Origin of the sequence: Microbacterium sp. 22179, assembly GCF_052045715.1 — a bacterium.
Classification (GTDB): Bacteria; Actinomycetota; Actinomycetes; order Actinomycetales; family Microbacteriaceae; genus Microbacterium; species Microbacterium galbinum.
This window is the reverse complement of sequence record NZ_JBQEPJ010000004.1, coordinates 318,814-340,107: the sequence shown is the minus strand read 5'-3', so window position 1 is coordinate 340,107 and position 21,294 is coordinate 318,814. Positions and strand designations below refer to the sequence as shown.

The window sequence follows — 21,294 nt, the reverse complement described above, 5'->3', positions numbered from 1 at the left end:
GCGTGCCGCCGTGTCAGGCGACGCGGCCTCGCGTCAGGCGGCGTAGGGCCCGAGCGCCTCCAGCGCCAGGGCGACCGACTCGTCCTTGCCGAGTTCCGAGAACCTCGCCGCGGCATCGCCGCCGACGATCCCCACCAGCACGTTCTCGCCGGTCGCGGGGAGCAGGTTGATCCAGGTGCGGATGCCGACATCGCCGCCGACCGTGTGCCACACCGCCTCCTCGGCATTCCAGAACGGCTCGTCCCAGCGCAGCCACACGGTCTCGATCGACCCCATCGCGAGCGCCGAGATCGCGCCGCGGTTGGCGAACGGCAGCGGCGGGTCGAACTCGATGCCCTGCTCCTGCAGCACTCCGAGCGGCACCGTCACGACGACGCGATCGAACGACAACGCCTCACCTGTGCCCATGCGCACGCTCACGCCGGTGTCGTCGTAGGCGAGGCGGGTGACCGGCTGGTTGAGACCGACCTGCACGCCGTCGAGCGTGTGCTCGATGAACGGCAGCAGGCTGTCGCGGGCGGCGCGGGGCTCGGCCGGAGGGAGCGGCGGGGCGAACCAGCTCGAGAGCTTCGCGGCCTCCGCGCCCGAGGTGGTGGCGAGAAGCGCCAGCAGGGCGAGGATCGTGGGGTCGGCCGTGTCGACGCCTGCCGCGACGAGAGCATCCGCGACCGAGCTGTCGACGGGGGCGGCCTGAGCGGTGGCGATCGCCGCGGTCAGGGATTCGGTGGCGACGGCATCCGTATCTCCGTCGGGCGAGCGCCAGAGCGAGCCCGCGAGATCGACGACGGAGATGTCCTCGGCCTCGAGCGTCTGCACGAGGTCGGCATCCGCCTCGCCGAACAGCCATGCGCCGAGCTGCGGAGGAAGTGGCCAGGCGTCGTCGACCCGTGAGTACACGCGTCCGCCGACGCGGTCGCGCGCTTCGAGAACGGTCACCTCGAAGCCCGCGTCGTTCAGCCGCGCGGCTGCCGTGGCTCCCGCGAGACCCGCACCGATCACGGCGATGCGCTCGCCGTCGCCCGCGGCATCCCGCAGTTCGTCGGCGGCGCGCTCACCCGAGGCGATCGCGCCGCGCATCGTGGCCGGGGCCTCCTCATCGGTGGCCTCGCCGGCGAAGAACAGGCGGTCGTCGACCGGACGCGCGAGGGCGCTGCGGGTCTCGGCCCCGACGCCGGCGGGCACGAAGCTGACGGCACCGAACGCGTACTGGTCGCTCGTCCAGGTCGAGCGGACGCTGGCGGCCGGAAGCGGCACGCCGTTCGTGGGCTGCGGCTCGGGCGAACGCGTCGGAGTGCGCGTGGGCGTGGGCTCGGGTTCGGGCGTGCACGAGGCGAGCAGCACCGAAAGGGCTCCGGCCCCGGCGCCCAGAAGCAGAGTGCGGCGCGTGATCCTCATCGTGTCGCCACTTTATCCCGCCCGGGTGGACGGTGGCTCCTCGGGAGGGCGTACCCAACTCAGGAAGAGTGCGGCCGTCGGGCACGGAGACCCCCGGATTCGGGCCCGGATCGTCGATTCCTCCTGAGTTGGTGCCACGGGCGAGCGCCGAACATCACTCCGCGGGATGACGCGGCGGCGACGGCATTGACCGTAACGTCGAATGCGATGGACAATCCCTTCGGCGAAGTGCCGGTGCTGCCGGTCGTCATTCCCCTCGCGCTCGTGGTCTTCCTGCTGATGCTGTGGCGATTGCAGATCCGCCGTGCGTTCTCGTGGCCCCGCGCCGCGGTGGCCGCGGCCCTTGCAATGTACGCGGCGGGAATCGTGGGCAACACGATCTTCCCGATCTTCCTGAACAAGCCGAGCAGTGGGGAACCCTGGACTCCAGCGCTCGCGCTCGTGCCCTTCGCCGACTACGAGATCGCCGACGCTCTCACGAATGTTCTCGTCTTCGTGCCGCTCGGCATCCTCGTCGCGCTCGTGCTCGCACGTCCGACGTGGCCGCGAGTCGTCGCGATCAGCGCCGGGGTGAGCCTCGCCGTCGAGCTCTCTCAGCTCGCGGCACAGCGGTTCTTCGCGGGCGGGCACGTCGCCGACATCAACGACTTCCTCTCGAACGTCACCGGCGGCGCTCTGGGCTACGGCATCCTGCTCCTCCTCGTGCGGATGCCTCGACTGGGCCGGTTCGTCGACAGGTTCCGCTGGGCACCGGCAACCGTCCACGACTCCGGAGATCCGCGCCCGCAACGCGAAGAAACCGGCCGATCCGTGCGGAATCGGCCGGTTTCTCCGGAGTTGTGAACGGTCAGACCGCGAGCAGCTCCCGCTCGAGACGGGCGTACGAGGTCTCCATGCCGTCGGCCATGCCGGTGGCGAGGATCATGTCGCGCGTCTCCTTGTCGGGGTACTCGATGTACAGCGTGATGAGGGTCGCGCCGTCCTCCTCATAGAGGTTGAGGTCGTTGAGCGTCTCGACCGGCATCCCGATCATCCGCTCGGTCTGCACCGACCGCTTCGGGGCGTCGATCAGCAGCGCCTCCCCCTCGAAGCCGAACGGTTCGCCCTCGGTGTCGCCGGTCGGTGCCCACGAATTGCGGTACGTCTGCCCGACTTCGGTGGCGACGACGCACTCGGTCATCACCCAGCCGTCGGGTCCGAGCAGCCACTGCTTCATGAGCTCGGGCTCGTTGTGCGCACGCCAGACCAGTTCGCGCGGCCCCTCGACGAGTCGCGTGATGCGCACGTGGGTGTCGTCGAGCAGTTCGACCCGCGTGCCCTTGCCCTGCGCGTAGTCGCGGAGGTCCTGCAGCACGGCGTCGAGCTGGCTCATCGCGAGCGTCGTCCCCTCGACGGCGCCCATCGCCACGACCTGCTCGAGCGCCTCGGCCGAGGCGAAGTAGCTCGTGTTGACCATGCGCGTGCCCTCGGCGGTCGGTGTGAACGTGAACGTCATGCGCATCGACGGCAGGTCGGGGTTCGGGGTTCCGTCCTCGTCGGCGAAAGCGTCGAGGACCTCGAAGCCGTTCGGGCCGTCGATGTTGAGGAACTCCCAGGTGCCGGAGGCCTTCTCGCCGCGCGGTCCGTTCATCGTGTAGTTGGCCTTGCCGCCCACGGTGTGGTCCCAGTGGGTGAAGGTGGCGGGCCATCCGGGAGGACCCCAGAAGCGCTCGAGCTGACGCGGGTCGCTGTAGGCGTCCCACACCCGCTCGACCGGGGCCGCCAGATCGGCGACGACCGTCATGGTGAGGTTCTCGGCATCCGTGATCACATCGGTGACAGGCATTGTCAGTCTCCTTGTTCGTGTTCGGTCGGTTCGGTGTTCTTCGTGGTGTTCGTGGTGCTGTCGGTGCTCGTGGCGGGCGCGGCCAGCAGGTCATCGAGGCGAGCGATGCGCGATCGCCACAGCTCTTCGTAGCGGGCGAGCAGCGCCTTGGCGCGGGCGATCATCTCGGGATTCGCGCGCACGAGGCGCTCGCGTCCCTCGGCGCGCTTGACGATGAGGTTCGCGGCCTCCAGCACGGCGACGTGCTTCTGCACCGCAGCGAACGACATCTCGTACTCGGCGGCGAGGGTCGAGACCGACTGCTCGTTCTCGATCGTCCGGCGCAGGATGTCGCGCCGGGTCGACGTGGCCAGTGCGTGGAAGACACGGTCGACCTCCGCTTCGGTGAGTTCTCTTTGTGCAACCATTTGGTTGTACGTTAGACCTGGGCGGGGGGCGTGTCAAGAGGTTCCCCCAGAACCACGCCGATCTGGGTCGCTGAGCCCGTCGAAGCGCCCCAGTTCCGCGCTCACCTGCAGGGAGAGAACACATATGCAGGGAGCATCCGCCGGTTCCCCCCTGCACGTGTCAGAACTCCCTGCAGGTGATCGGCGGGCGCGCCCGACCGGCGCCGCCACCGCCCGGAACCTCGACCTAGGGTCGAGCGCATGGACTACAACTCCCTGTTCCCCCTGGTCTCCGCGATGTGGACCTCCGTGGCGCTGCTCGCGGGCGGCTACGCCCGCACGCGCAACCGCTCGGCGTGGACGTGGTTCCTGCTCACGCTCTTCTTCGGACCGATCGCGGCGTTCCTGCTCGTCGTGTGGGAGCCGGTGCCGCAGAAGCGGTCGGCCCCGACTCCGACCGAGACCTGAGAACTGAGAATGGGGCGGGGCGGAGCTACCGAACGACCCGCCCCTCCTCCACCCGCACCACCCGATCCGCGGCATCCAGCAATGCCGAATCGTGCGAGACGCACACCACCGCCACGCCCCGATCGGCCTCCTCGCGCAGCACCGAGCGGATGCGCCGACTGCTCTCGGCATCCAACCCGGTCGTGGGCTCGTCGAGGAGCAGCAGGTCGGCCTGCCGCGCGAGACCCTGAGCGAGCAGGGCGCGCTGCTGCTGCCCGCCCGAGAGTGAGGCGAACGGGCTCGACGCGAGGCGGGTGATGTCCAGTCGCTCCAGCGACCGAGCCACGACCGTGCGCGCCTCGCCGTCCATCCGTCGCCACGGGCCGAGCCGACCCCAGACGCCGACGGCGACGACATCGCGCACCGTGACGGGCAACCGGGGCGGGATCGCCGCGCGCTGCGGCACGAAGGCGACGGCGCCGGGCACCGAACGCTGACCGCGCCGCGGCGAGCGCGTGCCGGCGAGCACTTCGAGCAGCGTCGACTTGCCGGCGCCGTTGGGCCCGGCGATGACCGCGAACTCCCCCGGCACGACGCACAGATCGACGCCGCACACCACGTCAACGCCGTCGAAGGCGACGTGCACGTCGTCGAGGACGGCGATCGGATCGGCGAGCACAGGGGGCGAAGTCATGTCTCGATCATATGAGTTTGATAATCATTCTCAAAAAGCCCTAGGCTCGCTCAACGTGACCCTTCCTCTCCTCGCCCCCTTCGCGCTCGAGTTCGTTCAGCGCGGCATGCTCGGCGGCGCACTCGTGGCGATCCTCTGCGGCGTCGTCGGCACGTGGGTCGTGATCCGCGGCATGGCGTTCCTCGGTGAGGCACTGGCCCACGGCATGCTCCCCGGCGTCGCGCTGGCCACGGTGCTGGGCCTGCCCGTGCTGGCCGGCGGGGCACTGAGCGCGGTCGCCATGAGTATCGGGATCGGTGCGCTCCAGCGCCGCGCGAAGCTCTCCTACGACACGAGCATCGGACTGCTCTTCGTCTCGATGCTGGCCCTCGGGGTCATCATCATCTCCCACTCGGGCAGCTTCGCCACCGACGCGACCGCGATCCTCTTCGGCGACATCCTCGCCATCACCTCGGCCGATCTCGTGCTGCTGGCCGCGGCCGCCGCGATCGGTCTCGCCGTGACCTGCGGATTCCACCGCTCGTTCGTCGCGCTGGCGCTCGACACCCGCATCGCCACCGTGCTCGGCCTGCGCCCGCGGCTCGCACAGGCCGCGCTCGTGGGCCTCGTCACCCTCGCGGTCGTCGCCTCGTACCAGGCCGTCGGTTCGATGCTCGTGGTCGGTCTGCTGCTCGCCCCCGCGGTCGCCGCCGGCCACTGGACCACCCGCATCCCCACACGGATGCTGCTCGCCTGCCTGTTCGGCATCGTCGCCGTGTTCCTCGGCCTGGTCACCTCCTGGTTCGCGGCGACCGCCGCCGGAGCATCCGTCGCCGCCGCGGCGATCGCTCTGACCTGCCTCTCGTGGATCGCCCGCACCGCCGTCACCGGCATCCGCTCGACGGCCCACGCCACGACCGCACCGGTGGCGGCATGACCGCCCGAACCGGCCCCGCCCGCCCCTCCTCCCGAAAGGACCCCGTGCGTTCCCGCTCGACCTCCCTCGCCCTCCTGGGCGCCCTCGCGCTCGGCCTCGCCGCCTGCACCGGCGCGCCCGCCGACCTCCCAGCCGAGACCGCGACCGACACCCCCTCCACCGGCGACGGTCACGGCGCGATCGCCGGAGCCGAGGAGGTCGCCGAACCCCCGCTCGGACTCACGGCGATCGATCCCGCCGGCACGGTCACGCACCTCGACCTGCTCGACGAGACCGTGACCGGGATCGGCGCGATCGACGCACCGCGGGCGATGACCACCGACGGCCGCTACCTCTTCGCCGACGTCGGCGACGGCATCGAGATCGTCGACAGCGGCGTGTGGACGTGGGACCACGTCGACCACTTCCACTACTACCGCGCCTCCCCGGCCCTGCTCGGAACGGTCGACGGCGACGGCTCGGCGACCGTCGCCACGACGAACAGCTCGACCTCCGGCGGCACCGGCATCTCGTTCACCGATTCGGGGGATGCCGTGCTGCTCAGCACCGAGGCTCTCTCGAAGGGCGAGATCCGCGAGCAGTTCCGCCTCGAGCGCGAGCCGCACGCCGGACTCGTGGTTCCCGTCGGGTCGTTCGCGCTCGTCACCGAGGCGGTCGACGGGGTCGGGGCGCGCGTCGCCGGCTACACCGCCGACGGCGAACCGACCGGACTCGACGAGACGTGCGCCGCTCCCTCGGGCACGATCACGACCCGGGTCGGCGCCGTGATCGGATGCGCCGACGGCGCCCTGCTCGCCCACGTCGACGACGGCGAGCTCGTCGTCGAGCGCATCCCGTACCCCGCGGATGCTCCCACCGGCGCGGTCACCTCGTTCGACAACCGCGAGGGCCGCCCGACCGTCGCGGGTCTCGCGAGCCCGACCGACATCCGCCTGCTCGACACCCGGGCCCGTACCTGGACGCTGCTCACGGCACCGGCCCCGCTCGTGCACGTGACCGCGGTCGACGACGAAGACGGCCACCTTCTCGGGCTGGCCGAGGACGGGCGGATGCTCGTGCTCAGCGCCGCCGACGGCTCGCTGCTCGCCGAGACGGCACCCCTCGTCGCCGCCTCGCTCGCGTCGGGCGAGGCCCCGGTGCTCGTCGCCGACCAGCACCGCGCGTACCTCAGCGCCCCCGTCGAGCGGCAGCTGTACGAGATCGACTACGCCGATGCCGCCCGCATCGCCCGCACGTTCGAGACCGCCACCGAGCCGGCCTTCGTCGCCGAGACAGGACGCTGACATGCGACCGCCCCGCCTCCGCTCCCGCACCGCGACCGCCCTCGCCACCGTCGGCCTGCTCGCCGCGACCCTCACGGCGTGCGCGCCGCCCGCGACCGACGCGCGCCCCCTCGTCGTCGTCTCGACGAACATCCTCGGCGACGTCGTCGAGCAGCTCGTCGGTGATCAGGCGCGCGTGGTCACGCTCATGAAGCCCAACGCCGACCCGCACTCCTTCGAGATCTCGGCGCAGGAGGCGGCCACGCTGCGCGAGGCCGACCTGATCGTCTCGAACGGACTCGGACTCGAGGAGGGTCTGCAGCAGCACCTCGATGCGGCATCCGCCTCCGACGCCCGCACCTTCGTCGCCGGCGACGCGATCGAGGTGCTCGACTACAGCGAGGGCGATGCCGCGGGCATGCCGGACTCCCATTTCTGGACCGATCCCGCGCAGATGCTCGCCGTCGTCGACGCGCTCGAACCCGCGCTCGCCGAGATCGAGGGGATCGATCCCGACGCCCTGCAGTCGAGCGTCGCCGACTATCGCACCGAGCTCGACGACCTGGATGCCGAGATGACGGATGCCTTCGCCCGCATCCCCGCCGACCGTCGCGCCCTCGTCACCAACCACCACGTCTTCGGTTACCTGGCGGAGCGCTTCGACTTCGACGTCGTCGGGGCCGTGATCCCCGGCGGCACGACGCTCGCCGCGCCCTCGGCATCCGATCTCGCCGACCTCGTCGACGCGGTCGAGGAGACCGGTGTCCGGGCGATCTTCGCCGAGTCGTCGTCGCCGGATCGTCTCGCACGGGCTCTCGCCGACGAGGCCGACATCGACGTCGAGGTGATCGAGCTCTTCACCGAGTCGCTCACCGACGCCGACGGCGGCGCCCCCGACTACCTGACCATGATGCGCGTCAACACCGAGCGCATCGTTTCCGGTCTCACCCGCTGAGACCACCCCTCACAGAGAAAGAAGCACCTGCATGAAGAAACTCCCCCTGCGCAGAGCGCTGGTCGGTGCCGTCGCCCTCGGCGCGGTCGTGACCCTCGCGTCCTGCTCGACCACCCCCGCCGCGGATGCCCCGGCGAGCGAGAGCTCGACGACGGATGCCGGCGCCCGCGTCGCGATCTCGTACGACGGCGGCATCCTGGTGCTGGACGGCGCGACCCTCGAGACCGTCGCGGACTTCGACTCCGAGGAGTTCACCCGCCTCAATCCGGCCGGTGACGACCGGCACGTCATGGTCACGATGAGCGAGGGCTTCCAGGTGCTCGACACCGGCGCCGGTTCCTCCGACGACGCGGCCCTCACCGACACGGTCTTCGCGGCCGACACCCCCGGCCACGTCGTTCGCCACGGCGGCAAGACGATCCTCTACGCCGACGGCACGAGCGACACGACCATCTTCGACACGGCCGATCTCGCGGCATCCGACGGACTTCCCGAGGTCGAGACCATCGCGGGCGTCGAGGCGCACCACGGCGTCTCGATCGTGCTCGAGGACGGCACGTTCCTCACCACCGTCGGCAACGCCGACGGACGCAACGGCATCGTCGTGCGCGACGCCGACGGCGCGGAGATCGCCTCGTCGGACCAGTGCCCCGGCGTGCACGGCGAGGGCACGGCCGCGAACGAGGTCGTCGTCTTCGGCTGCGAGGACGGCGCCCTGGTCTACGCCGACGGCGAGATCACGAAGCTCTCCGCCCCCGACCAGCCCTACGGCCGGATGGGCAACGCCTACGTCAGCGAATCCAGCCCGATCATCGTCGGCGACTACAAGAACGACCCCGACGCCGAGGGCTACCTGCTCGGCGCCGTCACCCTCATCGACACCGAGGCGCTGACGTACGAGGTCGTCGACCTGCCCGAGGGCGCGGAGTACACGTTCCGCGACGTCGCCCGCGGCCCGGGTGAGCTCGCGTACATCCTCGGATCCGACGGGTCGATCCACGTGCTCGACCCCGAGTCCGGCGAGATCACCGACACCTACCCCGTGATCGACGCGTGGGAGGGCCCCGCCGAGTGGCAGGACGCTCACCCCGCGATCGTCGTGGCCGGTGACATCGCCTACGTGACCGAGCCCGCCGCGAACAGCGTGCACGCCGTCGACCTCACCACCGGCGAGGTGCTCGCGAGCACCGAGCTCGAGGTCACGCCCAACGAGATCGCGCCGGCCGCCGGCTGATCCCGGGCGCTCTTCCCGCCCTCGGTTCGGGAGGAGAACACCGCGATGGGAGGGCGAATTCTCAGAATCCGTCCTCCCATCCGTGTGATCTCCTCCCGAACGGGTGTCGGCCCCGCCTCACAACCGCGGGAGGAGACCCTCCAGGAACTCCGCCGTCGATTCCCAGCCGGTGACCGCATGGCATTCGACTCCCATCGCGAGCACGGGGTAGTCGTTCCCGGCGGGATCGAGCCGGTCGCCGACGAACAGCATGTCGTCGAGGGGGATGCCGGTCTGCTCGACCAGCCGTCGCATGCCGTACGCCTTGTCGATGCCCCGCTCGGTGACGTCGATCGACGTCGACCCTCCCGAGCGCACCTCGAGATCCGGCAACCGAGCGGCGACGGCGGCGCTGAGCGCGTTGCGCTTCTCGCCCGTCGGATCCCAAGCCGCCTTGGCGTCGAGCGGAGCCTGCTGCCCCAACGCCGAGAAGGTGATCTGCGAGCCGCGGTCCTCGATGACGTCGCCCCAGGTCGTCTCCTCCCACAGGCCGAGCCGGCGCGCCTCTTCTTCGAACACGGCCGTCGCTGCGGCGCGACGCCCCGCAGCGAGGTCGAGCGCGTAGACGGTCTCGATCCCGTGCGGACGGATGCGGTAGTACTGGGTGCCGCAGGCCGGGAGCAGGTGGAAGTTCGCCAGCGTCTCCGGGCCGGCGGCGGGCAGCCTGTCGACGACCTGCGCCGTGAACTGCTCGAGTCGCCCGCCGGAGATGATGGCGACGGTCACGCGCTCGGCGAGCGCCACCAGGAGCGCACCCATCCGGGGGTCGATCGCGCTCTTGGACGGCGCCAGGGTGTCGTCGAGATCGAAGGCCACGAGGCGCGGAGCGGGCGCGGTCATCCCGCCGCCTCGATGATCGCCTCGCCCTGCCCCCGCACGGGCCCCGTGCTGCCCCGCACGATGAACTCCACCGGAGGCAGCTCGATCGCTCCCGGCTCGTTCCCCTCGACGATCGAGACGAGGGCGCGCGCGCAGGCGTTGCCCCACTGGAAGACGTCCTGTCGCACGGTCGTCAGCGGCGGGATGATGTACGGCGCGAGCGGGATGTCGTCGAAGCCGATGATCGAGAGATCGTGCGGCACGCGGACGCCCCGATCGATCGCGGCGGAGATGCCGGCGATCGCCATGATGTCGTTCGCGTAGATGATCGCCGTCGGCGGTTCGGGGTCGTCGAGCAGTTCGTGGGTCGCGCGCGCGCCGGCCGCACCGGTGAAGTCGGCCTCGACGACGGTGCCGGGGCGCAGCCCCAGCTGGGCGAGCTCGGAGGCCCAGGCCTCGCGACGCACGCGCGAGTGCACGTAGCGATCGGAACCCGAGACGTGCGCGATGCGCTCATGACCCAGGGCGTGCAGATGGCGGACGGCACGACGGATGCCGGCGGCGTCGTCGAGCCCGATGGGGGCCGTGCCCTCGCCGGTCCCCGAACCGAGCAGCACGCAGGGCATCCCGAGTCCGGCGAGCTCGGCCGGACGCTCGTCCTCGACGCGGAGGTCGGTGAGGAAGACGCCGTCGACCCGTGCTTCGTGGGCGAAGCGCGAGTAGGCCTCGCGTTCGGCCTCCTCGCCGTCGACGACCTGCAGCACGAGGGCGTAGCCGACGGTCGAGAGGAAGCTCTCGACCCCCGCGACGAACTGCGGGAAGAACGGGTCGGTGCTCAGAAGCTCGGGGGCGCGACGGATCACGAGACCCAGCGCCTGGGCCCGGCTGCGCGAGAGAGCGCGCGCCCGGGCATCCGGACGCCATTCGAGAGCGCGAGCGGCTTCGAGGATGCGCTCGCGCGCCTCTTCACCCACGCCGGAGCGGCCGTTGAAGACGAAGGACACGGCGCTCTTCGAGACGCCGGCCCTGGCCGCGACGTCGCCGATGGTGATCTTGCGCTGCAGCACGGGCGAGGCGGGCCGATCGGCGCCGACGCCGTCGGGGGGAGTCGCGTTCATGGTTGTAGTGTAACCGACCGTTTAGCGAGATTTAGCGCCGTCTTCCACCGGAAGTCCGGCAGGTTGACCTCGCACAGCAAAACCGGTTTACTAAAGGAGTTGTCACCGTCGCGCATCGCCGGACCACGGCCGGATGCGACGACGGAACGGTCGTATCAGTGAGGAACAATCGCCATGGGCAGTGCCGCACCAGCGCAGAGATCGAAGGCCGACCCGCCGCGTCGTCGCGGCGGCGCGCTGCACCGATGGCTCGGCGACAATCCCCTCGGACTCCTGCTGAGCTCTCCGTACATCCTCTTCGTCATCGTCGTCTTCCTCATCCCGTTCGGATTCGGGATCTGGATGTCGGTGCACGACTTCTACTTCACCGCGCCGGGCGTCGCGGTCGAGCATCCGTTCGTCGGGTTCGAGAACTTCGCGACCGTGCTGGCCGACCCGATCGTGCGGCAGGCGTTCGGCAACCTGCTGATCTTCCTCGTCATCAACGTGCCCCTCACCGTCGTGCTCGGCCTGCTGCTCTCGTCCGGGCTCGACGCCGTCGTGCACTGGAAGGGCTTCTTCCGCATCTCGTACTACGTGCCCTACGTGACGGCATCCGTCGCGACGCTGGCCGTCTGGATCTTCCTGTTCAACGGCAACGGCGTCGTGAACTCCCTGCTCGGCTCGCTCGCCCCCGACCCGTCGTGGCTCGCCAACCCGGCGCTGATCATGCCGCTCATCGCCGTGTACGTCACCTGGAAGAACCTCGGGTTCTACATCCTGCTGTACCTCGCTGCACTCCAGAACGTGCCCAAGGAACTGCACGAGGCGGCCCAGCTCGACGGCGCCGGACGCTGGCAACGGTTCCGCTCGGTGACGCTTCCCGCCGTGCGCCCGGTCACCTCGCTCGTCGTGCTGCTGTCGATCATCACCACCGGGCAGATCTTCACCGAGCCGTACCTGCTCACCGGCGGAGGGCCCAACAACGCCTCGATGACCCCCGCGCTGCTCATGTACCAGCAGGGCATCCAACAGGGGAAGCCCGACATCGCCGCCGCGATCGGCATGATCCTCGTCATCGCCGTGATGATCGTCTCGCTCGTCTCGCGCCGCATCACGGAAGGCAAGAACCGATGACCACGTCGACGACCCGCATCGCTCCCGACAAGGCCGCCCGCCCCGCGCGCAGCGGACGGGTGCTCGGTGTGCTGCGCTTCGTGCTGCTGCTCATCGGGGCGCTCGCGGCGCTCGTGCCCTTCTATTACATGGTCATCGGCGCCCTCCAGCGCACACGCGACACCAGCCTGTTCGGCCTCCTGCCGCTTCCGCAGAACCTCACCTTCGACAACTTCGTCGCGATCAACCAGTCGGTGAACCTGCTCGGCTCACTGCTGAACTCCCTGATCTTCACGGCCGGCGTGGTCGGCTGCACCCTCGTGTTCGGCCTGCTCGTCGGCTATGCGCTCGCGGTTCTCTCGTTCCGCGGTCGAGGGATGGTCTTCGCGCTCGTGCTGCTCGTGCAGGCGATCCCGTTCCAGCTGCTCATGATCCCGCTGTACGTCATGGTCGTGCGCTACTTCGGTCTCGCCGACAACTTCATCGGCATGATCCTGCCCTTCGCGATCAACTCGGTCGCCGTGCTCATCTTCCGCCAGTACTTCCTGCAGATCCCCCGCGACGTGTTCGACGCCGCGCGCATCGACGGCGCGAGCGAGGTGCGCATCCTGCTCTTCATCGCCGTCCCGCTCGTGCGCCCCGCCGTGCTCACCGCGATGCTCGTGACCTTCATCGGACCCTGGAACGAGTTCCTGTGGCCGTTCCTCGTCACGAAGGACGCGACGAAGCAGACCCTGGCGGTGAGCCTGGCGAACTTCTCGCAGACGAACGGCTCGTTCCTCGAGAACCCGATGGGCGCCGTGCTCGCCGGCGCCTGCGTGCTCGCCGTGCCGGTGGTCGTGCTCTTCCTCCTGTTCCAGCGGCACTTCACGTCCGCGAACCTCGGCTCGGCCATCAAGGGCTGAGCACTCGACACCGAAAGACCCCGAAGGCATCGCCATGACTCCATCCTCCCCACCCGCCGCCGACCTCACGACGCGGATCCCCTACGCACTGACCCGTCTCGGCACGATCATGACGGCGAGCGATCACGACCCGCTCGAGGCTGAGGGGGTGCTCAACCCCGGCACGGCCTGGGGCCCCGACGGCGAGCTCTACCTCTTCCCGCGCGTCGTGGCCGCGGGCAACGTCTCGCGCATCGCGCGCGCGAGGGTGATCGTCGAGGACGGCGTGCCGGTCGGTGTCGAGCGCCTCGGCGTCGTGCTCGCCCCCGACGAGCAGTGGGAGCACGGCCGCCAGAACGGCGGGGTCGAGGACCCCCGCATCACCTTCCTCGAGCCCCTCGGCCTGCACGTGATGACCTACATCGCCTACGGCCCGCTCGGCCCGCGACCCGCTCTCGCGGTCTCACGCGACACCGTCTCGTGGGAACGGCTCGGACCGATCCAGTTCGCGTACCAGCCCGAGCTCGCGAGCGATCTCAACCTGTTCGCCAACAAGGACATCGTGTTCTTCCCCGAGCTCGTCCCCGGGCCCGACGACCGCCCGAGCATCGCCCTGCTGCATCGCCCGATGTGGGACCTCGACTGGCTGCGCCCCGGTGAGGGTGCGCGCCCGCCGGCCGGGATCGACGACGACCGTCCGTCGATCTGGATCGGTTACGTCGACGTCGAGGCGGCACGAGCGGATGCCTCCGCCCTCACCCGCGTGCACGGCTCGGCCATGATCGCCGCGCCCGAGATGGCGTACGAGAGTGCGAAGATCGGCGCCGGCCCCTCGCCGCTGCGCGTGCCGGAGGGGTGGCTGCTGCTGCACCACGGCGTCTCCGGCGCAACCCCGAAGGGCTTCGAGCTGGCGCACGGGTCGGTGTACTCCGCCGGTGCGATCCTGCTCGACGCCGACGACCCGCGGCGGATCCTCGCGCGCTCGCCCGAGCCGCTGCTCGCTCCCGAGACCGCCGAGGAGACGCAGGGCACGCTCGCGAACGTCGTCTTCCCGACCGCGGTCGAGAAGATCGGCGAGCGCACGTTCGTGTTCTACGGCATGGCCGACTCGTCGATCGGCGTGGCCGAACTCACGCATCTCTGAGCCCCGGACCTGGAAGGCCGCCTCCCTCGGGAGGCGGCCTTCGTCGTGTCCCCCGCCCGGGCTCCTCGTCCGGGACCCTTCGACAGGCTCAGGGACCCAGTACCCTCACCGAAACCCTTCGACAGGCTCCCTCAGTGGGTTGCTGAGCCTGTCGAAGCACCCGCCACGCGCGCTAGAGCACGACGAAGGGGCCGCCCCGGGTGGGACGGCCCCCTTCGCACTCGCACTCAATCGGTCGTGGCGCCTCTCCGCAACCGCACAGCGACGGCGCCCGATCCGAGCAACAGCAACGCGATGGCGAGCGTCCACGGCAACCACGTCAGGTCGCCGCCCGTCGCCGGCAGGCCACCGGGGCCGTCGGCTCCTCCGCCGGGAGTTCCCCCTCCGGGAGTGCCACCGCCGGGGGTGCCGGGGGTGCCCGGTCCACCGGGGACGCCCGGCTCGTCAGCGGCGAGGATGAGCACCGGGGTCGAGGCGATGTCGGCATCCGCCTGCATCACGACGATCGTGTGCTCGCCGGGATCGGTGTCCTCGGGCACGACGCCGCGGAACGCGATCGCCCCGTCGTCGTCCGCGATGACGACACCGAGGTCGGCGGGAGTCGATCGCAGCTGGATGACGTACTCGACGCCCGGCTCGAAGCCGGTGCCCGTCACGTCGATGCGGCCGCCGACCTTCGGTGAGCCCTCGACCGTCACCACGGGCGCCACGGCGTCGGGATCGACCGTGACGGTCACCGGCGCCGAGGGCTCCGACCATCCGCCGGCGTTCTGCGCACGTACGGTGACGCTGTAGTCGCCGGGGGCGAGGTCGGCGACGGATGCCGTCAGCGCACCGTCATCCACCTGCACCACGTGATCGCCCACCGTGACCTCGTAGGCGGTGACGGGCGATCCGCCGAGACGCTCGGGAGCCGACCACTGCACGGTCACGACATCCCGTGAGGCCGTCGCCACGACATCGCGCGGAGCGCTCGACACGGCGTCGAGCCGCACGAGGCCGGCGAGCGCCGCCTCGAGAGCAGCGGCCGCGGCATCCGCGTCTTCCTGGGGAGCGCCGGGCGTGCCGCGCACCTGCTTCGCCGCCTCGAGCGCCGGGAGCAGCGGCGCCCAGCTCTCGGGGGTGTAGGCGGTGCTGTCGAGGGCGTTCGCCGCATCGATCTGCGCCTGCAGCCACGAGATGTCGGCGTCGACCGTCACCCCGCACCACGCGATCTCCGTGCCGCCCTGATGACGGATGCCGACCGTCGTGCGTCCGGGTTCGCGGGCCTGGAGGTCGACCTCGACCCGCCCGTCGGGCGACACCCGCGCGTCTCCCGCGACGGTGACGACGGACTCGTCCATCGAGATCGCGGTGAAGACGTCGTCGGGGGTCACGGGCGACACGGTGGCGGCGACGACCGCCGTCGAGTCGCGTGGCGCCGTCACCGGTCCCGTGCACTCGAAGGTGTATCCGCCGTAGAGCTCGAACTCCCAGATGTTGAGTCCGTACTGCGTCGAGGGGAGACCCGCGAGGCGCACGTACCGCACCTCGGCGGGCGCGAAGTCGTGCGTGTGGGTGAGCGTGGGCTGCGCCGTCTGGACACGGGCCAACGGCATCCACGTCGCACCGTCGATCGAACCCTCGATCCGGTAGTCGTTCGACGTACCGGCCTCCCACGCCACCACGGCGCGCGAGACCGAGCGCACACTCCCGAGATCGACCTGGAGCCAGTGCTCGGCGACCGCCCGCGCCGACGACCATTTGGTCGACTTCGAGCCGTCGGTGGCCTTGGGCCCGGTGATCGTGGCGTTGTTCTGGTGCACGCTGTCGACGGTGGTCGGTCGGCCTAGGGCGAGGTTCGCGTTGGCGGCGGGCACGACCGGCGCCTCGACGACCAGGCGGTCCGAGAAGACCTCGAACTCCCAGAGCGAGGGTCCGTAGTTGAGCGCACGGGTGAGCGTCTGCATGCGCACGTAGCGCGCGGTCTGCCCGTCGAGCGTGACGACGTCGATCCCCCCGTCGCTGCCGCCCGACGGAGTCGTGTAGGCGTCGCGCCACGACCTTCCGTCGTCGGAGAGCTGGATCTTGTAGGTCTTGGCGAACGCCGCCTCCCACGACAAACGCACCGTGGAGACCGGCTTCGAGGATCCGAGGTCGATCTGCGCCCAGGCGCTGTCGGCGTTGTTGCCCCGCCAGCGCGTGTCGGGGTCACCGTCCGCGAGGGAGAACACGAGGTTGTATCCGGCATAGCCGGACGCCCGCGTGGCACTGTCGATCGCGAGATTCACGCTCGACGCCACGGTCAGCTCACGGATGCCGTAGCCCGCACCCTCTCCGCCGAGGAGGAGCACACGGACGTGCTCGGCAGCGGTGGGGGTTATCGGCACCTCGTCGACGCCGCCGTCGCCGCCCGAGATGTTCGCGCGGTCGGTCCAGTCGACGCCGTTCGGCGAGGTCTGCACCACGTAGTCGGTGGCGTGAGCATCCGCCCAGTCGATCGTGACCTTCGTCACCCACGATCCACGGGGCAGCGCGGCCGAGGCCCACTGCGTCCCCCCGGCGGCCGAGCGCCACACCGACGCGGCGTCCCGGTCGCCCAGGGCGTCGACGGACGAGCCGTCGGCGGTGCTGCTGGCGGCGAACGGCGACGATGCCGGGAGGGCACCGTCGACGAGCGGCGCGGTCACCGTCTTGCCGAGGTTCTCGCCCGATCCGAGTCGGAACACCGCATGCTTCTCGGCCCCGCCCCCGGCCAGGGTGACACCGACCGACAGGCCGGCACGGTCGGGGTTCGAGAGGCTCACGACCGGGGTCTCACCCCGCTCGTCGAGCAGCACGATCGACGGCTGGTCGACCGTCAGGGTGCGGCCGTCGCCGAGGTCGAGGGATCCCGGTGCGAAGAAGGTGGCCATCGTGATTCCCGCGTCACTGCTGCGCACGGCCTGCACCGCGGTGTCGTTGCGCAGGGTGCGGATCGTGGGCTTCGCCGCGTACGCCTCGACCTCCGCGGGGGTGGCGGCGGGCAGGACCGTGTAGTCGTAGGTGCCGGCCGTGGGCTTCGCCCCGTGGTCGACGTACAGCGAGAACGCATCGCGACTGATCGCCTCCTCGCCCTCCCAGCTGCCGGACTGCGTCTTGTTCGAGACCTTCACGTCCTGGCCCGCGGCGAACACGTACCCGACCTCGTCGTTGTACGCCCACGTGGCCGACCCGACGCCCTGCTGATCGGTGCCGGCGGCCACGGGCCGGCCGCCCACGCTCGCGTTCGGCTTCGCGGCTGCCTGGTTGATGGTCGTGTGCACGGCCGCGTCGCTGGTCGACGCGATGCCGGCGCCGAGCGCCACCATGCCCTCGTCGAACGAGAAGTAGCTCTTCTGCGCCGCGGTCCCCGCGGTGTCGAGGGTGAGCACGCTCGCTCCGAACTCGCCGTTCGAGGTGCCGCCGGTGAAGCTTCCGCCGTCTCCGTTGCGGCCGCGGTTCTCGAAGCCGCGCTCGGTGCGCTTGACGTTCGGAGCGGTCACCCCGGGGTAGTGCCACCAGTCGAAGGCGGGTCCGAGATCGAGGTACTCGCGGTTGTTCACCTGGATCGCCGTCGAACCCATCGCGTTCCAGTACACGGGGTTGCCGAGTTCGTCGCGGTACGAGGTGCGCAGCTCGGCGCCGAAGGTGCGCGACGAGTTGAGGCGCGTGAAGATGCCGTATCCGTCGCGCAGGTGCGAGGAGAACTCGGAGCGCCAGAAGTACTTGTTGCCGGTGACGCCGTTCGTCTCGGTCTTGCCGAGCACGCCATCGAGCACGGCCTGGTACGCGGTGGCGTACAGGGCGTCGGTCCGCGCCATCCGCTGCAGCGGTTCGATGAACTCGGAGGCGTGGCTGGTGATGTCGTTCACCGTCTTCGGCGGACGGTAGTTGAGGTAGAGCATCCCGATCTCGCCGCGGATCAGCCAGCGCGTACCGCTGATGAAGTAGAACGCGATCGAGTCGAGCTGGTCGCGCGTGAAGGCGAGACCGGTGCCCCGGGCGACATCCGACCACAGGGCGGCGTAGGTGAAGAGCACCATGCCGTAGCCCTCGCTGTAGAGCTGCGCGCCGTGCGCCCAGAAGCTGCCGTCGGGTTGCACGGCCTCCTGCACGGTGCCGGAGTGATCGACCGCGATCGTGGCGACGATGGTCGCGAACCCCTCCTTGACCTTCGCGATGTCGCGGGTCGACAGCGCCTCGAAGATGTAGTTCGAGGTGCGCCATGCGCCGTTCGCACCGACCGGGTCGAGCTTGCCGGTGTTGTGCTTCAACGCGACGTCGAATGCTTCGGGGCTCAGCGCCGAGCCGAGGAACATCGAGATGCGCCCCATCGCGATCGACTCGCCGATCTCGGTCTCCCACCAGTTGGTGTTGCCCGGGTTCACACGATCCCAGTGCAGCAGCGCCCGACCGACCGCGTCGACGAGGCGGGGGTCCCCGAAGCCCTCGGCGTTCGGGTCCTTGTACGCCTGGGTCATCGCGAGCATCCGGTAGAGCGCGGTGTACGCCGACCACACGCTGCCGTTCGCCGAGCTGGTGCGATCGGCGTAGTTCACGTCGGACCACGAGCCGTCGGTGTTCTGCGACGCGACGTAGTCGAGCGCCTCCGACGTGCGGGCGAGGTAGATGCCGTTGGCGATGATGATCTCGTCGCCCTGCCCGAGGTAGTACTCCTCGAGGCGATCGATGACGGTCGCGACGTCGTCCTCCGGGGCGGCGGATGCCGGAGCCGCGAGCGCGGACGATCCGAGGACGAGAGCGAGGGTGAAGGCGATGAACGCGGCGATGCGCTTCATGGCGGGGCTCCTTTGCCGGGTTTCTGCGTTGCCGGGCACCGTTGCGGGTGCGGCGGCGGGGCTCCGGCACGACGGCGGAGCGAAGAGTCCCGGGGTGCGCGCCATGACACGCGCACTCCGGGGTGGTGACCGGCTGGGGAGCCGGTCGAGATCGATCAGCCCTGGGCGATCAGGGCGTCGATCTTGTCCGCGGCGGTCGAGAAGGTCTCTTCGAGGTCACCCTCTCCCGCCTGCACGGCCTGGCCCCAGGCGTCGCGGAACGTCTGCCACATCTCGGTGGCGTCCGCGACGTTCGGCACGTCGACCGTGAGGGGCACCGAGGCGGCGAAGGTCGCCAGCACGGGGTTCGTCGCGAGGTAGTCGGCGGCGATCGCATCGACATCGGTGCGGGTCGGGAACTGCCCCGTGGTCTCGAGGAGGGCCAGGTCGTTCTCGGCGTCCATCGAGAACTTCACGAAGTCCCACGCGGTCTGCTTGTTCTCGCAGGACGTGTAGAGGCCGACGTTCTTCGAGTCGCCGAAGGTGTAGGTGTCTTCGGCGGCCGTGCCCGCGGCGGTCGGCAGCGGCACGACGCCGTACTCGACCTTGCCGTCGAACGCTCCGGCGCCCCAGGGGCCGGCGATGCCCATCGCCGACACTCCGTCGGCGAAGGGACCGGCCCAGGCGTCACCGCTGTAGGCCTCGGCCGAGGAGTACCCCTCGGCGTACATGGTCTTCCAGAACTCGAGCGTCTCGAGGCCCTCCTCGCTCGTGAAGGCGGCGGCGCCGTCGCTCACGAGCTGGGTGCCTCCCGAGTTCGCGAGGAAGAACGGGTAGAAGTCGAAGAGCGAGTTCGTGTAGTCGCCGGATGCCGGCGGGTACAGCGAGTAGTCGGCGGCGCCGCTCTCCTTCACGGCTGCGGCGGCGGCGAGCACGTCGTCGTAGGTCGCGAGCTCGGGGTTCTCGGGGTCGAGTCCGGCCGCGGCGAAGACGTCCTTGTTGTAGTAGAGCATGAAGGGGTTGGCCTTCCACGGCACCTGGTACAGGTCGCCGTCAGGTGAGCGGAAACCGTCGGCCGCATCGCCCGAGCGCTCGGTGATGAAGGACTCGCCGTCGTCGAACGTCTTCGAGATGTTGACCAGACCGCCCTGCTTCTGGAAGGCGGGAACCGCGGCCGGCGCCGTGTTGTAGACGAGGCACGGGGTGTTGCCGGCGGTGATGGCGGCACCGATCGCGTCTTCCGACGACTTGCCCGACGGGATGGCCGCGGCGGTGACCTGCTCGTCGGGGTGGTCGGCGTTCCACGCCTCGACCACGGCTTCGGCCCACTCGATCTCCTGCTCGTTCGTCGAGTACCAGATCGAGATCGGGCCGGAGGTCAGCTCCCCGCCGTCGGGGGCTGCGTCGCCGCCGGACGAGCCGCATGCCGCGAGGGGCAGCGCGAGGGCGGCGAGGGCGAGAACACCTGCATAACGCTTCATTGCGAGAAACTCCTTCGTTCGGTCGCCTCGGGTCGGCTACCTGCTGTGGTGGGGCGATCGCGGAGGATCGCTCGACCCAAGTAAACCGGTTTTGTAAGCGTGCGTCAAGAGTGTGCTCTGCGCACACAGAAGGAGCGAATAATCGCGCGAAAAAGACATTGCCGATGTCGGCCAGGCACTAAACATAACTAAACCGAGGGGTAGGCTCCCACCCCCGGACCCGTCCTCAGCGCCCGAGCGGGATCACCTCGGCGTGTTCCACGCCGTTCGAGTACGAGACCAGCTCGACCTGGGTGGCCGTCTCGCGCACGGGGCGCGCGAACTCCGAGACTCGCGCAGACTCGAGCGCCTTCCACTCCGGGCCCGACAGCGTCGCGCCGTAGACGACGGACATGTGGAACGTCCACTCGTCGAGGGGCAGTTCGCCGAGCCGCCGGAAGTCCGTCGCATCGAGCCTCTCGGTCAGGGTCGCATAGGCGGAGAGGAGGGAGTCGGTGCGAGCCAGGCGGAGGATGAGGATCTGCCAGGGTTCCGGAAAGGCGTCGATGGCTTCGCCGGTGATCTCGATGGGGTCCTGCTCGATCGCCCACGCGTGTACGAGTGCGCTCAGCTCTGCACGACGCTCCGGTTCGTAGAAGCCCCGCAGCGTCACGTGGCCGGTGTGCGGATGCGGGAGTCGACTCAGCGCCAGAGCGTCGGTCTGTTCCGCGCTGTAGCGATCCGCCAACTCCCCCGTCGGACGCAGCACGAGATACTGCTGCCCTTCCAGGGACTCGAGCTGCTCGGGCGTCTTCATGAACGGTCGATGCATACGACGACGCT

At 70.0% G+C, this 21,294-nt stretch carries 18 protein-coding genes; 9 read left to right on the top strand and 9 right to left on the bottom strand.

Annotated elements, in window-relative coordinates:
- Nucleotides 1-33 precede the first annotated feature (33 nt).
- Nucleotides 34-1,395: an FAD-dependent oxidoreductase gene (locus ACTJKK_RS11565; protein ID WP_440748096.1), complete on the bottom strand. Its 1,362-nt coding sequence runs from the start codon at nt 1,393-1,395 to the stop codon at nt 34-36.
- A gap of 207 nt (nt 1,396-1,602) precedes the next feature.
- Here ACTJKK_RS11565 and ACTJKK_RS11560 point away from each other — a divergent pair, with 207 nt between their 5' ends.
- The gene (locus ACTJKK_RS11560) at nt 1,603-2,238 is read left to right on the top strand and encodes a VanZ family protein (protein WP_440748095.1); all 636 of its coding nucleotides are present in this window, start codon (nt 1,603-1,605) and stop codon (nt 2,236-2,238) included.
- Nucleotides 2,239-2,242: 4 nt separating this feature from the next.
- Here the strand turns inward: ACTJKK_RS11560 and ACTJKK_RS11555 are convergent, their stop codons facing one another.
- Nucleotides 2,243-3,220, bottom strand: coding sequence for an SRPBCC family protein (locus tag ACTJKK_RS11555; protein WP_440748094.1), 978 nt, complete (start codon nt 3,218-3,220; stop codon nt 2,243-2,245).
- A gap of 2 nt (nt 3,221-3,222) precedes the next feature.
- Entirely contained in the window at nt 3,223-3,627 is a 405-nt protein-coding gene (locus tag ACTJKK_RS11550; RefSeq protein WP_440748093.1) for an ArsR/SmtB family transcription factor, read from the bottom strand.
- A gap of 240 nt (nt 3,628-3,867) precedes the next feature.
- On the opposite strand from ACTJKK_RS11550, the gene ACTJKK_RS11545 reads away from it, so the two are divergent.
- Nucleotides 3,868-4,074, top strand: coding sequence for a hypothetical protein (locus tag ACTJKK_RS11545; RefSeq protein ID WP_247957452.1), 207 nt, complete (start codon nt 3,868-3,870; stop codon nt 4,072-4,074).
- 25 nt (nt 4,075-4,099) lie between these two features.
- On the opposite strand, the gene aztA is transcribed toward ACTJKK_RS11545, so the two are convergent.
- Complete coding sequence (gene aztA / locus ACTJKK_RS11540) at nt 4,100-4,747, bottom strand: zinc ABC transporter ATP-binding protein AztA (RefSeq protein WP_440748092.1); 648 nt, start codon at nt 4,745-4,747, stop codon at nt 4,100-4,102.
- Between the two features lie 55 nt (nt 4,748-4,802).
- Between aztA and aztB the strand changes: the two genes are divergently transcribed.
- Genes aztB through aztD form a run of 4 tightly spaced genes read left to right on the top strand, consistent with a single transcriptional unit; the run spans nt 4,803 to nt 9,114 of the window.
- On the top strand, nt 4,803-5,663 hold the full coding sequence (gene aztB, locus ACTJKK_RS11535) for a zinc ABC transporter permease AztB (RefSeq protein WP_440748091.1): 861 nt from the start codon (nt 4,803-4,805) through the stop codon (nt 5,661-5,663).
- Complete coding sequence (locus tag ACTJKK_RS11530; protein WP_440748090.1) at nt 5,660-6,946, top strand: ABC transporter; 1,287 nt, start codon at nt 5,660-5,662, stop codon at nt 6,944-6,946. Before aztB ends, ACTJKK_RS11530 begins: the two co-directional genes overlap by 4 nt.
- 1 nt (nt 6,947) lies before the next feature.
- Nucleotides 6,948-7,880: a zinc ABC transporter substrate-binding protein AztC gene (gene aztC / locus ACTJKK_RS11525; RefSeq protein ID WP_440748089.1), complete on the top strand. Its 933-nt coding sequence runs from the start codon at nt 6,948-6,950 to the stop codon at nt 7,878-7,880.
- 31 nt (nt 7,881-7,911) lie between these two features.
- A complete protein-coding gene (gene aztD, locus ACTJKK_RS11520; protein WP_440748088.1) occupies nt 7,912-9,114 on the top strand; it encodes a zinc metallochaperone AztD in 1,203 nt (400 codons plus the stop codon).
- A 117-nt stretch (nt 9,115-9,231) separates the two neighbouring features.
- Here the strand turns inward: aztD and ACTJKK_RS11515 are convergent, their stop codons facing one another.
- Both ACTJKK_RS11515 and ACTJKK_RS11510 read right to left on the bottom strand, forming a co-directional pair.
- Nucleotides 9,232-9,993 carry an HAD-IIB family hydrolase gene (locus ACTJKK_RS11515; RefSeq protein ID WP_336641213.1) on the bottom strand — a complete coding sequence of 254 codons (762 nt, stop codon included), beginning with the start codon at nt 9,991-9,993 and terminating at the stop codon, nt 9,232-9,234.
- Entirely contained in the window at nt 9,990-11,090 is a 1,101-nt protein-coding gene (locus ACTJKK_RS11510; protein ID WP_247623777.1) for a LacI family DNA-binding transcriptional regulator, read from the bottom strand. Before ACTJKK_RS11510 ends, ACTJKK_RS11515 begins: the two co-directional genes overlap by 4 nt.
- A 174-nt stretch (nt 11,091-11,264) precedes the next feature.
- Here ACTJKK_RS11510 and ACTJKK_RS11505 point away from each other — a divergent pair, with 174 nt between their 5' ends.
- The 3 genes from ACTJKK_RS11505 to ACTJKK_RS11495 are packed head-to-tail and all read left to right on the top strand — an operon-like array spanning nt 11,265 to nt 14,213.
- Complete coding sequence (locus tag ACTJKK_RS11505; protein WP_247623778.1) at nt 11,265-12,206, top strand: carbohydrate ABC transporter permease; 942 nt, start codon at nt 11,265-11,267, stop codon at nt 12,204-12,206.
- Nucleotides 12,203-13,090: a carbohydrate ABC transporter permease gene (locus ACTJKK_RS11500; RefSeq protein ID WP_440748087.1), complete on the top strand. Its 888-nt coding sequence runs from the start codon at nt 12,203-12,205 to the stop codon at nt 13,088-13,090. The genes ACTJKK_RS11505 and ACTJKK_RS11500 overlap by 4 nt, the downstream gene beginning before the upstream one ends.
- A 34-nt stretch (nt 13,091-13,124) precedes the next feature.
- Entirely contained in the window at nt 13,125-14,213 is a 1,089-nt protein-coding gene (locus tag ACTJKK_RS11495) for a glycoside hydrolase family 130 protein (RefSeq protein ID WP_440748086.1), read from the top strand.
- Between the two features lie 227 nt (nt 14,214-14,440).
- Here the strand turns inward: ACTJKK_RS11495 and ACTJKK_RS11490 are convergent, their stop codons facing one another.
- The 3 genes from ACTJKK_RS11490 to ACTJKK_RS11480 form a co-directional block, all read right to left on the bottom strand.
- Nucleotides 14,441-19,012, bottom strand: a complete 4,572-nt coding sequence (locus ACTJKK_RS11490) for a galactose-binding domain-containing protein (RefSeq protein ID WP_440748085.1) — start codon at nt 19,010-19,012, stop codon at nt 14,441-14,443.
- Nucleotides 19,013-19,167: 155 nt separating this feature from the next.
- Complete coding sequence (locus tag ACTJKK_RS11485) at nt 19,168-20,472, bottom strand: ABC transporter substrate-binding protein (RefSeq protein WP_440748084.1); 1,305 nt, start codon at nt 20,470-20,472, stop codon at nt 19,168-19,170.
- 226 nt (nt 20,473-20,698) lie between these two features.
- Nucleotides 20,699-21,283: a 2'-5' RNA ligase family protein gene (locus ACTJKK_RS11480; protein ID WP_440748083.1), complete on the bottom strand. Its 585-nt coding sequence runs from the start codon at nt 21,281-21,283 to the stop codon at nt 20,699-20,701.
- Nucleotides 21,284-21,294 lie beyond the last annotated feature (11 nt).

Bases quoted from the DNA above. Each gene is read 5' to 3' on its own strand.
- ACTJKK_RS11560 (WP_440748095.1), top strand. From the start codon at position 1,603: ATGGACAATCCCTTCGGCGAAGTGCCGGTGCTGCCGGTCGTCATTCCC.
- ACTJKK_RS11565 (WP_440748096.1), bottom strand. From the start codon at position 1,395: ATGAGGATCACGCGCCGCACTCTGCTTCTGGGCGCCGGGGCCGGAGCC.
- ACTJKK_RS11500 (WP_440748087.1), top strand. From the start codon at position 12,203: ATGACCACGTCGACGACCCGCATCGCTCCCGACAAGGCCGCCCGCCCC.
- aztA (WP_440748092.1), bottom strand. From the start codon at position 4,747: ATGACTTCGCCCCCTGTGCTCGCCGATCCGATCGCCGTCCTCGACGAC.
- aztC (WP_440748089.1), top strand. From the start codon at position 6,948: ATGCGACCGCCCCGCCTCCGCTCCCGCACCGCGACCGCCCTCGCCACC.
- ACTJKK_RS11510 (WP_247623777.1), bottom strand. From the start codon at position 11,090: ATGAACGCGACTCCCCCCGACGGCGTCGGCGCCGATCGGCCCGCCTCG.
- ACTJKK_RS11530 (WP_440748090.1), top strand. From the start codon at position 5,660: ATGACCGCCCGAACCGGCCCCGCCCGCCCCTCCTCCCGAAAGGACCCC.
- ACTJKK_RS11505 (WP_247623778.1), top strand. From the start codon at position 11,265: ATGGGCAGTGCCGCACCAGCGCAGAGATCGAAGGCCGACCCGCCGCGT.
- ACTJKK_RS11550 (WP_440748093.1), bottom strand. From the start codon at position 3,627: ATGGTTGCACAAAGAGAACTCACCGAAGCGGAGGTCGACCGTGTCTTC.
- ACTJKK_RS11485 (WP_440748084.1), bottom strand. From the start codon at position 20,472: ATGAAGCGTTATGCAGGTGTTCTCGCCCTCGCCGCCCTCGCGCTGCCC.
- ACTJKK_RS11515 (WP_336641213.1), bottom strand. From the start codon at position 9,993: ATGACCGCGCCCGCTCCGCGCCTCGTGGCCTTCGATCTCGACGACACC.
- ACTJKK_RS11480 (WP_440748083.1), bottom strand. From the start codon at position 21,283: ATGCATCGACCGTTCATGAAGACGCCCGAGCAGCTCGAGTCCCTGGAA.
- aztD (WP_440748088.1), top strand. From the start codon at position 7,912: ATGAAGAAACTCCCCCTGCGCAGAGCGCTGGTCGGTGCCGTCGCCCTC.
- ACTJKK_RS11545 (WP_247957452.1), top strand. From the start codon at position 3,868: ATGGACTACAACTCCCTGTTCCCCCTGGTCTCCGCGATGTGGACCTCC.
- ACTJKK_RS11555 (WP_440748094.1), bottom strand. From the start codon at position 3,220: ATGCCTGTCACCGATGTGATCACGGATGCCGAGAACCTCACCATGACG.
- ACTJKK_RS11495 (WP_440748086.1), top strand. From the start codon at position 13,125: ATGACTCCATCCTCCCCACCCGCCGCCGACCTCACGACGCGGATCCCC.
- ACTJKK_RS11490 (WP_440748085.1), bottom strand. From the start codon at position 19,012: ATGAAGCGCATCGCCGCGTTCATCGCCTTCACCCTCGCTCTCGTCCTC.